Source organism: Microbulbifer maximicatervae (SeqCode) (assembly GCF_052467305.1).
This window is the reverse complement of sequence record NZ_CP174306.1, coordinates 179960-193590: the sequence shown is the minus strand read 5'-3', so window position 1 is coordinate 193590 and position 13631 is coordinate 179960. Positions and strand designations below refer to the sequence as shown.

Sequence of the window (13631 nt, the reverse complement as noted above, 5' to 3'; positions counted from 1 at the left end):
TAAAGCTATCCTGGTTAATTCTCAGTTCGCGGGTTTAGAGTACACCGGCACTGCGCAGAGCTTCGCGCACTGTTCCGTGGTGCTCAGGGGATAAACTTGTCAGAGGCAGGCGTATTCCACCGTCGACACGACCCATCTCCCGGAGAGCCCATTTCACCGGTATCGGATTGGACTCCAAAAACAGCACTTTGTGCAATATTTGTATTCGCTGGTCAATTGTCCGCGCAGTCACCGCATCACCGGCCAGCGCAGCTTCACACATTTGGGCCACTGCTGCGGGGGCCACATTAGCGGTTACACTAATATTTCCATGACCACCCAGTAACATTAGTTCAACCGCAGTACTATCGTCGCCAGAGTAAACGGCAAACCCTTCGGGCAGAGTATCTATTAAAACCTTAGCTCGCTCCAGGTCACCAGTGGCCTCCTTGACGCCTACGATATTGCCGACCAACGCCAGGCGCTGTACCGTTTCTGGCAGCATATCTACTGCTGTGCGGCCGGGAACATTGTAGAGAATTTGAGGAATGGAGACAGCCTTGGCCACCGCACGATAGTGCTGGTAGAGGCCTTCTTGGGTGGGCTTATTGTAATAAGGTGTAACCAGCAGGCAGGCATCTGCACCACATCGGGCGGCATTCTCTGTGAGGTCAATCGCTTCAGAAGTAGAGTTTGCGCCAGTTCCAGCAATCACTGGCACTCGACCTGCCACTTGGTCCACAACACGTCGAATAACCTCAATATGCTCATTGAAGTCCAAGGTTGCAGATTCACCGGTAGTCCCCACCGCAACTAGTGCTCGGGTCCCCTGCTCGATATGCCACTCAACGAGGTTGTGCAGGCTGTCCCAATCCGGGCTTCCGTCTGCGTACATTGGGGTGGCCAGGGCCACCATACTACCGGTTAACATCCTCACTCCTTATTTTTTGCACTCCACCCGGAATACCACCGCCAGAGTCAGTTCAGTATGTTACTTAGGCCAGGGTATCTGCGCCAGTGCGACTAGCTCGCCACTCTTTTGCGTTTCTTCTTCTTTTTGCGTACCCCGTGATACACGTTTTCTGCCCCTTCAGGACGGGTCTTAAAACGACGATGCACCCACATATATTGTTCTGGGGCCTCGCGAATACGAGCTTCGATAAACTGGTTCACCAGGATCGCATCTTGCCGTTCATCTCCAGATGGAATTTGCTCGATGGGGTCGTAAATCTTCACGTGATAACCTGAACAGTCTCCCCTCCGGGTTACCATATAGGGCACTACTTTGGCCCGTCCAACTCGGGCAAACCGGGAGGTTCCCGTTACTGTTGCCGCGGGAATACCAAAGAAGGGGGCAAAGATTCCCTGCTTGATCCCATAGTCTTGATCCGGAGCATACCAGACTGCACGTCCCCTCTGCAGGGCGCGAAGAACACCGCGTACATCTTTGCGCTGATAGACACTGCCATTCTCAGAGTGGCGCTCGCGGCCCTTGCGCTGAAGATAGTCGTAAACCGGGTTCTTATGAGGCCTGTACATACCATCCAAGGTAATACTAGCCCCCATCATGGCTGCACCAATTTCCAGCGTGGTGAAATGCATAGCGGTAAGCAAAACACCCTGTCCTTCAGCCTGGATTTCCTGCAAACTCTCCAGCCCTTCGAAGGTAAAACGCTTGCGCAACCAGCGTATGGAACGAAACCAGGCCATGCCGGTTTCCATCAAGGCGATACCACTGGACTCAAAATTACGCCTAAGAAGTTCAGCTCGCTCATCTTCCCCCAGCTCGGGGAAGCACAGCGCGAGATTGCGTTCAGCAATCGTGCGCCGGCTGGTAGCTACTCTTAGCATTAGGCGACCAAACGCACGACCCATGGCCAACTGCCAGCGATAGGGCAGTTGCGCGATCAAAAACCATAGTGCAAAAAGCAGCCAGGTCAGCCAGTAGCGAGGATGCAGCAGCGCCGCGCGAAATCGGGGTTTTTCCATCAGATCTATATCAGGGTGTGGCGCCAAGGCGCAACCTAAGTCGGTTGAAAACGACGTAGTATACCCTATGCGAAGAGAGCGGGGAGCGCGTAACAGCCACAGGATGTCAGTGCCTTAGCAGGGTGTCCAACTCATCCACTGCAACACACCAATCCGAATCATCCAAGATGGCATTCTCCAGGAACTCTCGTTGCCCATCGCTCCAGAAGGAGGCGGAGGAAAGCTTCTCGTGACGGTGCAAATAGTGCGTGACCAGAAATTCATGGATCTGTGCATCTTCAGACGCCAGCCCCAACTGGGAAAACAGGTCCTTCAGTGTGTGATGTCCAGTAGTTTCCATAACGATTACCGCTATCTATTCTGGCAGCCAGATTTTCATGGCGACTACCCCAATTATAGTTGGGCAGCCCCTGATTCATCCCGCATTATTCCTGCGGGGCTTTCAGAGGCATCACAGGCTTTCATCAATAGAAATCAGGCTCTGCCCTTTTAGGGCGCCGGGTTGGGATTCCCCTGGTGTATAGCTTCGATAGCCGCTAATTGCTCACCATCCAGGGTAATTTCAACGCTGGAAATATTGGAACGCAATTGCTCGATAGTTGTGGCGCCAATGATATTTGAAGTGACAAATGGCTGTTGATTCACGAATGCCAGTGCCATCTGCGCCGGATCCAGGCCAAACTCCCGGGCTAAATCCACATAGGCCTGGGTCGCAGCCAGGGTTCGCTCTCCACCGTAGCGCTGAAAGCGATCATAGCGGGTAAGTCGTGCACCTTCCGGCTTCCTTCCCCCCAGATACTTGCCCGAAAGAACCCCAAATGCGAGGGGGGAGTAAGCCAATAGGCCACACCTCTCGCGAATAGCAATTTCAGCGCAGCCAATTTCAAAAGCCCTGTTTAAAAGACTGTAGGGGTTTTGAATCGATACAATCCTTGGCTTTCCGTAGGCAATCGACTGCTGCAGGTACTCAAACATACCCCAGGGGGTCTCATTGGAAACACCGATATGACGAACCTTACCTTGCTCAACCAACTCCTCAAGCGCGCCCAATGTTTCAGCTATAGACACACCATCGTCGCTGCCGTGGACATAGTCCAGGCGCCCGAAGAAATTAGTTTGCCTTTCAGGCCAGTGGACCTGGTAGAGGTCGATATAGTCAGTGCGCAAGCGTTTTAAGGAATCGTCACAGGCCTGCAAAATCTGCTCTCGACTCAGGCGGGGACCCGAGCGAATATGGCCGACACCTGAATTGGCGGCACTGCGGCCCGCCACTTTAGTTGCGACAACAACCTGGTGCCTGCCTCCTCGCGCAGCCAACCAGTTGCCGATATATTCCTCGGTTCGGCCCTGTGTTTCTGGCCGTGGCGGTACGGGATACATTTCCGCACAATCAATAAAGTTAACCCCCTGGGATATTGCATAGTCGAGCTGCTCAGCGGATTCAGCTTCATTATTTTGTTCACCATAAGTCATGGTGCCCAGGCAGATCTGGCTGACCTTAAGGTTGGTGGTGCCGAGTTGGCGATACTCCATTGAAAAGCCCCCATAAGCCGAAAAAGCGAATTATGCGGTTTTGAGAAGAAGAGTTGTAGGAATAGAGTAAAGAAAGGGAAAAGCGGGACTCTAAATAGAGCCCCGCTAGAAATCATTTGAAGTTGGCATCAACCAGGGGAGAGGCATCGGCATCGTAATCAATGCCATTCACGCCAAACCCAAACAACTTGAGAAAGTCCGCCTGATAACCTTTAAAGTCAGTCAGGTCGAACAGGTTCTCAGCAGTTACCTCAGGCCACAATTTTTCAATCTTAGCCTGGGTCTCAGGGCGCAACTCTTTCTCATCCATACGCAAACGGCTTACATCGTCGAGACGTGGAGTATCTGTATAGAGTCCCTCGGTGTAGAGGCGGTAGAGCTGTTCGATACAGCCCTCATGAGTCCCCTCTTCTTTCATAATTTTGTAGACGAGGGAAATATAGAGCGGCATCACCGGAATAGCAGAGCTGGACTGGGTAACCAGCGCCTTCAAAACGGCAACGTTAGCCGCGGCCTTACCGCTATCGGTGATCGCTTTTGCCGCGCGATCGAGGTCTTCTTTAGCTTTACCGATAGTCGCATGACCATAAATCGGCCAGGTCAACTTTTCACCGATATAGGTGTAGGCCACCGTTTTGCAATTATCAGCCAGAACTCCGGCATCACCGAGGGCCTGCATCCACAGTTCCCAGTCTTCACCACCCATAACCTTGACGGTATTTGCGATCTCTTCGTCGCTCGCCGGCTCCAAAGTAATATCGGAGATCTCCAGCTTGTCAGTGTTCAGATTCTTGGCAGTGTAAGATTTGTTAATGGGCTTGAGTACAGAGCTATACAACTCACCGCTTTTCGGATCTGTGCGACGCGGGGATGCCAAGCTGTAAACCACGAGATCAACCTGACCTAGGTCTTCTTTGATCATCGCTACAGTCTGGGCTTTCACCTCATCTGAAAAGGCATCGCCATTGATACTCTTTGCGTCAAGCCCCGCTTTGTGGGCCTCCTGCTCAAAAGCTGCGGAATTGTAATAACCCGCAGAAGCCGTGCGCTTTTCAGTAGGCGGCTTCTCGAAGAACACACCAAGGGTGCTTGCGCCGCAACCAAAAGCAGCTGTAATTCGTGATGCCAGGCCGTAGCCTGTGGAGGCACCTATCACCAGCACCTTTTTGGGCCCATTTTCGACCGCTGGCTGGGACTGAATATACTCAATCTGCTCGCGTACGTTAGCAGCGCAGCCCTGCGGGTGGGCATTGGTACAAATAAAACCGCGTACTTTCGGCTGGATGATCATCCTTACAGTCTCTCCCTTCGTCTTTTGGGAATCGTTGTTACCTGATTACAGATACGCTGGTGGCGCTCCGGAGAACTATCAACCCAAGGTCGTGAGTGCGACGGCTGGGTCAGGTTCGTGGGCCATTCTAATCTCTGTCGCCGAGGAGTCCCATAGCGGTATTTCCCACAATCGATAGATGACGTCCAAAATATCTACTATCCCGGCCAAAGCGCCATATCCTGTTCAAAACCCAAACAGGAAATCGACATTTCCTGACTTTCCTGCACATAAAAGGGGCTACAGTGATTAATGTCGCGCCAAGCCGGTGCCACAAAAGGGCTAATTGACATATTTCCACAGGAAAATTCATCAACCGCGCTTTTTCTGGCTTGGCACGCTGTATGCAGTCTCACCAGTGAAGGAAGCTTTTCGCTGTCATACAGCAAGCCAGGGATGGCTCGAGCGTTGTTAAACCTGTAGTAAGTTAGGAAGGTCAGAGTGAAATACTATTCGCGACACTGTGTGAAACCCGGAGACCTCAATCCCGCCCAGCGCCTGTTTGGCGGACAGCTACTGTCCTGGATTGATGAGGAAGCGGCAATCTTTGCCGGCTGCCAGATGGGTACTCCAATGCTGGTCACCAAACTGATGTCGGAAATTGACTTCGTCAGCTCCGCTTGCTGCGGTGATGTGGTGGAGTTTGGATTCGAAGTGGTTGGTATCGGCCAAACCTCTCTCACAGTCCATTGTGAGGTTCGCAACAAACAGTCACAGCAGCTGATTGTGCAAGTAGACCAAATTGTTTTTGTCGCGCTGGACGCACATGGCAAGCCCACCCCTCACGCAAAGGCCGGCATGTCCCTGGAACAGGCCCGAATTGTTACTCAACAAGAGCGGGAGGTTCGCGAACGCAGAATTGCCAGCTGACTCTACCCCGGAGCAATAACGCTCTAGAGCAGTGAACCGGTGGCGGTATACTGACGCTTTGCACTAACCGCCATCGACTATGTTTGAACTGCGATTTCACACCCCCAAACCCTGGGCTCAAGTGGTGCTCGCCGACTTTGATCGATTCCTGCAAGACCATGCTGCCGCAGAGAAAAAGGCCTCCGGCATGGCGGTATCCATGTTCTCTCACTATCCCGACAAGCCCGTTTTAGTGGAAGCCATGATCAACCTGGCACTGGAAGAAATGAACCACTTCCGCCAGGTTATCAAGATTATGCATGATCGAGGGATCTACCAGGCACCGGATGTGAAAGACCCGTATATCAACACCCTGCGCCAACTGATTCGCCGGGGGCCCGATGAATACTTGATGGACCGCCTGCTCACCGCAGCGATTATCGAAGCGCGGGGGTGTGAGCGCTTTGGACTGGTGGCTGAAGCTCTGCCAGCTGGCCCCCTGAAGACCTTCTACCAGGTCATCACCGATAGTGAAGCTCGCCACCACGAACTATTTGTCGAACTCGCGCTGGAGTACTTTCCCCGCGAAAAAGTGGAAGCGAGGCTATCTGAATTACTCGACGAGGAAGCCGCGATTACCGCCGCACTCCCACACCGCGCGGCATTGCATTAGCGGACCGTAATTCAACGCAATTCCTATTCCCCTCCAATGGTGTATCCTGGCGCCAATCTCTAGCCCGACGTAGAGGCGCCAAACATATGCAGACTTTCCTTCGCCAACACTGGTTCCATCTGTTCTTATTGACCACATTTGCCATTACCTGGGCCTGGTCTGCCTGGAACCCCCTGCACCCCGATGACTGGTTGCTGGAGAATTATCTGGTATTTGCCGCTCTACCGATCATTTTGATCAGTGCACGGAGTTTTCCCTTATCGAATATCTCCTATACATTGATCACCATCTTCATGTGCCTTCATGTGATCGGCTCTCACTACACCTATGCCGAAACTCCTTTTGGCTACACCTTGCAGGAATGGCTGGGCTCCGATCGCAATATGTACGACCGCCTGGTGCATTTCAGCTTTGGCCTTCTCCTGGCCTATCCGGTGCGAGAGGTTCTTGTGCGCCTGGCTCAGCTGCGTGGATTCTGGGCCTATTTCTTCCCGGTAGACGTGACTTTTGCGCTCTCATCAATCTACGAAATCATTGAGTGGCAAGCGGCAAAAGCTGTCTCTCCAGAATTGGGCGCAGCCTTCCTCGGCTCTCAAGGAGATATTTGGGATGCGCAGAAAGACATGCTGCTAGCGGGGCTCGGCTCTATCACCACCATGCTGGTGGTACTCGCCCTGAACCTTTGGTTGAACTCCAACGCCTGGAGTGAGATTCGCAACAGCCTTAAGGCCCCCCCGGGTGACAGCGCCCTGGGAGAAACTCGATTGCGCCACTGGTGGAGTAATCGACGCGGCTAGAGTCCAGCCCTATTTGGACACTGCATGATTAAGTGGTAAACGGGTTGTCTGCTTCATCGTCTCCATAACAAAACTGGAGCTGACATCAAACAGGTCGGCCTTGATCAGTTCCTTATAGAGACGATCGTAGCCAGGCATATCGGTGACTACCGCTTTGATCAGATAGTCCAAATCTCCACTCATACGATGGACCTCAAGAATTTCAGCCACCCCCTGTATCAATTCGCCAAAACGGGCGGCCCACTGATCATTGTGCTGGTTGGTACGAATTGAAATATAGACCGTCAGCGGCAAGTTCAGTTTTTGCTGATCGAGGAGGGTAACCCTGTCGCAAATCACCCCCTCATCCTCGAGACGGTGAATGCGGCGCCAGCACGCCGACTTGGACATCCCAACCCGCTCGGCAATATCCCCCACTGATAGGGTCGCATCAGCCTGCAACAGCTCGAGTATTGCCCTATCCAGTTTGCTTAATCCTTCAGTCATCACTCAGTCCCCGCCTCGCCCAATCACACAAAATAACGCTTTATGGCACAGTTTTACGGTTTATATCTAACTTTCGGCACAAAATTTCATAAATTTTATAATAACAGATACAAGCAGAGACACTGTTTCAGGCATTCGGGACTAAAGTGAGCCCCACAAAACAGGGGAAAGGAAATCATGACAGACCTGATAAAGCACATCCGCGACTCGGTAATCGGCGATATGCAAGCAATCGTGACGCCGTTTGGAAAACGTCCTCTGGTGTACGCCGATTACACAGCTTCCGGTCGTGCACTGACATTTATCGAAGAGACTATCCGCCAGCAGGTACTGCCCTTCTATGCCAATACCCACAGCGAGAGTTCCTATACCGGTGCCCATACCACCGCGCTACGAGAGCAAGCCCGTGAAGAAATTCGTCAGGCAGTCAACGCCAGCGATAACCATAAAGTGATTTTTTGTGGTTCTGGTGCAACAGCGGCGATCAACAAATTGATCGATATTCTCAACTTGCGCCTGCCCGCAGACCTGGATAGGCAACACCAGCTCTTAAGTAGAATTCCCGAACATGATCGCCCGGTTATTTTTATCGGCCCATACGAGCACCATTCCAATGAACTCCCCTGGCGAGAGAGCATTGCCGATTTAATCGCTATTCCACTGGATCAAAGTGGCAAACTTGACCTTGAAGTACTGGAATCAGAACTGCGCGCCCATGCCCATAGACCACACAAAATCGGCAGTTTTTCTGCGGCCTCTAACGTAACCGGAATCAAAACAGATGTAGAGGCAGTGACTGCACTCCTTAAAAAACACGGAGCTTTATCTTTTTGGGACTACGCCGCCGCAGCACCCTATGTGCAAATTAACATGCAAGGGCCAGCAACGCCGGATAGCCACTACCAAAAGGATGCCGTATTTATCTCCCCGCACAAATTCATCGGAGGACCTGGCACCCCAGGTATTCTGGTTGTACACGAAGACCTGCTGAAAAACTCGGTACCTGCTACACCGGGAGGCGGTACCGTCCTTTATGTCACACCGGAAGATCACCGCTATCTGGAAGACGCCGAGCGCAGTGAAGAGGGCGGCACTCCAGCCATTATCGAGTCGATCAGGGCCGGTATGGTTTTCAAACTTCAACAGACGGTGGGCGCAAAAGAGATTGGTCGACGCGAAACCCAATTTTTACAGCGGGCACTGCAACGCTGGTCGGAGGAGGAGGCCATTGAGATACTCGGCAATACTGACTCCGCACGACTATCCATCATCTCCCTGCGAATTAAATGGAACAATAAGGACCTTCACTACGGTTTTGTGGTGGCATTGCTCAATGACCTGTTTGGTATTCAGGTTCGCGGAGGCTGCTCCTGTGCCGGTCCCTATGGACACGCTTTATTGGGCATCGATATGGCCCACAGTAAATCCCTGGAAGAACAAATCCTGCAAGGTCAGAAGGTACTGAGACCCGGTTGGATAAGACTCAACTTTAACTATTTTATCAGCGAGGAGGTCTTCGAATACTTATTGGAGGCAGTGGCCCTGGTCGCCAACTACGGCTGGAGATTGTTGCCGTTTTACCGTTTTGACCCACTCACCGGCGTATGGCGATATCAGGATAAGAAAATGAGGACATCGCTTGATATTTCTCAGCTGACATTTACTGATAAAGACACGCAACAAGAGCAGGAAAACCGTTGCAACTTAGATCTTAAGAGCTATTTAATGATGGGAGAAAAAGAGCTTCGCAAAGTTGGTCGCGAAGCCCATTTCTACGATTTAAGACTACCCGATGAGGCAGAACCCCTACGCTGGTTTGCCAGCCCCCGGGAAGCGGCACTGGCACTTTAAGTGGGAAGCGAAGGGGCTTCTACCGCAACAGCAACAGAGGCTGGCGGGCTTTCAACAACATTTTAACGGTGATGCTTCCCATCAGAAGGTCGTGCAGGCGGTTGTGACTGAAAGCTCCCATCACGGTTAGATCAATCTGGTGCTCGGTTTGGTAGGCCACCAAAGCTTCAACGGTATTGCCGGTGAGATTACTGGCAGTGCAAGTGAGTCCTGCAGAATCCAGTTTGGCCGAGGCTTCAGCCAACAAATTCTCCGTAGTTTCAGCGGGCCCTACATAGACAAGGTGACAGGAGAGTTCGCGAAATAATGGGCTCTCTGCAACCATCGCCAATGCCTTGCACGAGGCCTCACTGCCATCGTAGGCAAGCATCACCCTGCTGGGCTCTGTGAAGTCCCGATTGACCACCAAAATCGGCTTGTGCAGTGAGCGCACTACTGTCTCCAGGTGAGCGCCAAGTCCACGCTCAGAATCCCCGTGCTCTTCACCGCGAATTCCCAACACCAGCGCGCGAATGGAGTCTTCCATTTCCACCACTGATTCTGTCAGGCTGTCGTGACGCTGGCAGGCTTTGATATTTTGCACACCGGCATCTTCGGCGCGGCTGCGGGCGGCCTGTAGCATCAGCTTGCCCTGCTGCACCATTAACTGCGCCCGCTGCTGCTCCAGCGCAGTTAACTCTTCCAGCAACTCCTCCTGACTTCCCAGGCCAATACTGCCGGTAAAATCGGTTACCGCAGGGACACTGCTTCTTTCGATGTTGTGCAACAGCTTCAGCGGTGCTTGCAGGCTCCTGGCCAGCCAGGCCGAGTAATCACACACCGCTCCAGTGTAATGAGAGCCATCGATACAAGAGAGTATCAATGGCGCTTTGCCGCCATTACCTGTGTTCTCATTGTTATTTTCGCTGTTGCTTACGGCCATCAATGTCCTCCAAGAACCCGCTCAATTTCCTCGGGCTTATCGTGTACGCCAAAACGGTCGACGATCGTTTCACTGGCCTCATTCAGTCCTACCAGATCAACTTGTGCTCCCTCGCGGCGGAACTTTAGCACCACCTTGTCTAGCGCATTAACCCCGGAAACATCCCAGAAGTGCGCGCGGTTGAGGTCGATCACCACCGTATCCACCACCTCTTTGAAATCAAATGAAGCGGTAAACTTATCGGCTGAATTGAAAAATACCTGCCCAATGACCTTGTAAGTGCGGCGACTCTGCTTTTCATCCAGGGAGCTGCTCACATACATAAAGTGACTGACTTTGTTGGCAAAGAACAGCGATGCCAACAGCACACCGACAAATACACCATAGGCCAGGTTGTGAGTCCACACTACCACAACCACAGTGGCCAGCATGACCAAATTTGTAGAGAGTGGGTAGTGCTTCAGGTTGCGGATGGAGCCCCAGTCAAAGGTGCCGATAGAGACCATAATCATGACTGCCACCAGCGCCGCCATGGGGATCACAGCAACCCAGTCACTGATAAACACTACCAGTGTCAGCAGACCGATACCGGCCACCAGAGTGGAAAGACGGCCGCGGCCACCGGATTTCACATTAATAACAGACTGGCCGATCATCGCACAGCCAGCCATACCACCCAGGGTACCCGCAGCAATATTGGCAATACCCTGACCTTTACACTCGCGGTTCTTGTCACTGGTAGTATCCGTCAGGTCGTCGACAATCGTCGCGGTCATCAGGGATTCCAGCAAGCCCACGACGGCCAGACCTGCGGAGTAGGGAAAGATAATCTGTAAGGTTTCAAAGTTAAGCGGAACTTCTGGCCAGAGGAAAACAGGCAAAGTATCCGGCAGCTCACCCATATCGCCGACAGTGCGAATATCCAATCCCATCGTCACTGCCACTGCGGTGAGGAGCAGAATACACACCAGCGGTGATGGCACAGCCTTGCCAATCACGGGGATATAAGGGAACAGGTAAATAATCCCCAGACCCGCCGCAGTCATTGCATAGACTTCCCAGGTGCCGCCGATCAATTCCGGCATTTGCGCCAGGAATATCAATATTGCCAGGGCATTGACGAACCCTGTCACCACAGCCCGGGAGACAAAACTCATTAAGCTCCCCAGCTTCAGGTAACCCGCAATAATCTGCAGTACCCCCGTCAATAAGGTTGCCGCAAGCAGATATTGCAACCCGTGTTCTTTCACCAGGGTCACCATCAGCAGAGCCATGGCCCCGGTGGCAGCGGAGATCATTCCCGGGCGACCGCCGACAAATGCAATCACAACGGCGATACAGAAAGAGGCGTAGAGGCCGACTCTGGGGTCAACGCCCGCGATAATCGAGAAAGCGATGGCTTCGGGTATCAAAGCCAGGGCCACTACCAGGCCGGCGAGAACATCCCGACGTATGTTGCCGAACCAGTCGGCTTTGGTCGATGAGAGCAGCGAAGGAAACATAGGAGACAGCTAATTAAATTGAGATTGATCAAAAAAAGGCCGCGCACTCTACCATAAACGGCAGCAACCCCGCATGGCGTAGCCTCCCTCTCACCACTTTTCCTCTGACAAATATCAGAACTGTCCACTGCCGTACGACCGTGGACAAAGCGGACACCGGACACTTTTTGCGGACACCATCAAGAAAACCAAAAACTACAAAATTTCAAAAATTCCTTTTATTTCAACAGGTTAAATAAAACTTAATTGTTGGCATGCTTATTGCGATACCCCTCCTAACAAGCAGATTCTTAACTCTGAATCCAAATTTCTAAAAGCCTGCATCCAAATAGCAATGACAGGCAAAACAGTAAGAGAAACGGAAAGCCGCAATGATTAGAGATACTTCCGGACAAGATACCAAGATAGAAGCCGTGCCGGTTTGGAAGAACAAAAAGGTCGTCAAAGCCTCGGTATTTGCCGGTTTGACAGTGGCATTCCTGACCTGGGGTATCAACTCCTGGCACAGCAATAGCTCTGTCGACAGCACCCTCTCCCTGTCTCAAGTCAATATCGCCCAGGTCCAGCGAGGAGACCTGGTGCGGGATCTGGTGGTTCAGGGCCAAGTGGTCGCCGCAAACAGCCCCACGCTTTTCAGCCCAGCCCAGGGCATTGTGAAGTTTGCAGTGAAAGCTGGGGATACCGTTGACGAAGGGCAATTGCTGGCCACCGTCGACAGCCCGGAACTATCCAATCAGCTGGCCCAGGAAAACGCCCAACTCAACCAGCTGACGGTGAACCTGCAGCGCCAGAAAATCCAGGCCAAACGCCAGCATATGGAAAACCAGCAAAAGGCCGACCTAGCCAAAGTCAACCTCACCGCTGCCAAACGAGAATTGAGACGTGCAGAGCTGTCTATGGAAAAGCAAATTATCTCGCGGCTGGATTTTGAAAAAACCAAGGACGATATGGCCCGCGCCCAGCTGGAGTACGAACAAGCTGTACAAAATGCGGGACTGGAAAAAGAATCACTGACCTTTGAAACCCAAAACCTGGAACTCCAGGTCTCACAACAACGCCTTCAGGTAGAAGAAACTGAGCGCCGTGTACGCGAGCTGAACATTATCTCACCGGTCAACGGCACCGTCGGTAGCTTAGCTGTGGCGCAGCGCAGCGCAGTGGGCGCCAATGCGCCTCTTATTACAGTTGTCGATCTCACCAGCTTTGAACTCGAGGCCAAAGTGCCGGAAAACTATGCCGACGACCTGGGTATCAGCATGGCCGTGGTAATCAAGCTCGGTGGAAAAGAATTACCAGGGGAAATTACTGCAATCTCCCCCGAGGTCATAAACGGCCAGGTGGTCGCACGGGTTCGTTTCACTGAGAGTCAGCCGAAAAAGCTTCGACAAAATCTCCGCCTCACCGCCCGCATACTGCTGGAAAATCGCAATAACGTACTGTTGGTCAAACGCGGTGGCTTCCTCGATCAAAGCGGTGGCAACCATGCCTTTCGTTTGAACAGCGAACAACAGGCAGAGCGAGTTTCCATCCAGATAGGCGCCTTTGGCTTAAAACAGGTAGAGATTATCTCAGGCCTACAAGAGGGAGACAGAATCATTATCTCCTCTTCCGAGGAACTCGAAAATGCCCAGCTAATTGCGCTGACAGATTAACCCCGAATTCAAATTGGAGCTCGGTATAGCTCCCTAGTAAATCAATCAATAATTTAAAGTTAAAGAAA

Annotated in this window: 13 protein-coding genes; 5 read left to right on the top strand and 8 right to left on the bottom strand. The window is 52.2% G+C overall.

Annotated elements, in window-relative coordinates:
• Positions 1-34 precede the first annotated feature (34 nt).
• From dapA to fabV, 5 genes are all read right to left on the bottom strand, one after another.
• The gene (dapA, locus tag ACJJI4_RS00880; protein ID WP_444926725.1) at positions 35-910 is read right to left on the bottom strand and encodes a 4-hydroxy-tetrahydrodipicolinate synthase; all 876 of its coding nucleotides are present in this window, start codon (positions 908-910) and stop codon (positions 35-37) included.
• A 92-nt stretch (positions 911-1002) separates the two neighbouring features.
• Positions 1003-1968 (bottom strand): LpxL/LpxP family Kdo(2)-lipid IV(A) lauroyl/palmitoleoyl acyltransferase, encoded by a 966-nt coding sequence (gene lpxL / locus ACJJI4_RS00875; RefSeq protein WP_444926724.1) that lies wholly within the window; start codon positions 1966-1968, stop codon positions 1003-1005.
• 106 nt (positions 1969-2074) lie between these two features.
• Positions 2075-2308, bottom strand: coding sequence for a DUF2789 family protein (locus tag ACJJI4_RS00870; RefSeq protein ID WP_413664456.1), 234 nt, complete (start codon positions 2306-2308; stop codon positions 2075-2077).
• A gap of 149 nt (positions 2309-2457) precedes the next feature.
• Complete coding sequence (locus ACJJI4_RS00865) at positions 2458-3501, bottom strand: NADP(H)-dependent aldo-keto reductase (protein ID WP_444926723.1); 1044 nt, start codon at positions 3499-3501, stop codon at positions 2458-2460.
• Between the two features lie 112 nt (positions 3502-3613).
• Positions 3614-4792: an enoyl-ACP reductase FabV gene (gene fabV / locus ACJJI4_RS00860; RefSeq protein ID WP_444926722.1), complete on the bottom strand. Its 1179-nt coding sequence runs from the start codon at positions 4790-4792 to the stop codon at positions 3614-3616.
• Positions 4793-5272: 480 nt separating this feature from the next.
• On the opposite strand from fabV, the gene ACJJI4_RS00855 reads away from it, so the two are divergent.
• The 3 genes from ACJJI4_RS00855 (at position 5273) to ACJJI4_RS00845 (ending at position 7150) form a co-directional block, all read left to right on the top strand.
• A complete protein-coding gene (locus ACJJI4_RS00855; RefSeq protein ID WP_444906363.1) occupies positions 5273-5701 on the top strand; it encodes an acyl-CoA thioesterase in 429 nt (142 codons plus the stop codon).
• 79 nt (positions 5702-5780) lie between these two features.
• Positions 5781-6353 carry a tRNA-(ms[2]io[6]A)-hydroxylase gene (locus ACJJI4_RS00850; protein WP_444906364.1) on the top strand — a complete coding sequence of 191 codons (573 nt, stop codon included), beginning with the start codon at positions 5781-5783 and terminating at the stop codon, positions 6351-6353.
• An 86-nt stretch (positions 6354-6439) separates the two neighbouring features.
• Entirely contained in the window at positions 6440-7150 is a 711-nt protein-coding gene (locus ACJJI4_RS00845; protein WP_444906365.1) for a DUF2238 domain-containing protein, read from the top strand.
• A 9-nt stretch (positions 7151-7159) separates the two neighbouring features.
• Here ACJJI4_RS00845 and ACJJI4_RS00840 read toward each other — a convergent pair whose 3' ends face one another.
• Positions 7160-7636 carry an Lrp/AsnC family transcriptional regulator gene (locus tag ACJJI4_RS00840; protein ID WP_444926721.1) on the bottom strand — a complete coding sequence of 159 codons (477 nt, stop codon included), beginning with the start codon at positions 7634-7636 and terminating at the stop codon, positions 7160-7162.
• Positions 7637-7813: 177 nt separating this feature from the next.
• On the opposite strand from ACJJI4_RS00840, the gene ACJJI4_RS00835 reads away from it, so the two are divergent.
• The gene (locus ACJJI4_RS00835; RefSeq protein ID WP_444926720.1) at positions 7814-9487 is read left to right on the top strand and encodes an aminotransferase class V-fold PLP-dependent enzyme; all 1674 of its coding nucleotides are present in this window, start codon (positions 7814-7816) and stop codon (positions 9485-9487) included.
• Between the two features lie 19 nt (positions 9488-9506).
• Here ACJJI4_RS00835 and ACJJI4_RS00830 read toward each other — a convergent pair whose 3' ends face one another.
• Positions 9507-10409 (bottom strand): universal stress protein, encoded by a 903-nt coding sequence (locus ACJJI4_RS00830; protein ID WP_444926719.1) that lies wholly within the window; start codon positions 10407-10409, stop codon positions 9507-9509.
• Positions 10409-11911: a SulP family inorganic anion transporter gene (locus ACJJI4_RS00825; protein WP_444926718.1), complete on the bottom strand. Its 1503-nt coding sequence runs from the start codon at positions 11909-11911 to the stop codon at positions 10409-10411. The genes ACJJI4_RS00830 and ACJJI4_RS00825 overlap by 1 nt, the downstream gene beginning before the upstream one ends.
• A 371-nt stretch (positions 11912-12282) precedes the next feature.
• On the opposite strand from ACJJI4_RS00825, the gene ACJJI4_RS00820 reads away from it, so the two are divergent.
• The gene (locus tag ACJJI4_RS00820) at positions 12283-13563 is read left to right on the top strand and encodes an efflux RND transporter periplasmic adaptor subunit (RefSeq protein ID WP_444926717.1); all 1281 of its coding nucleotides are present in this window, start codon (positions 12283-12285) and stop codon (positions 13561-13563) included.
• Positions 13564-13631 lie beyond the last annotated feature (68 nt).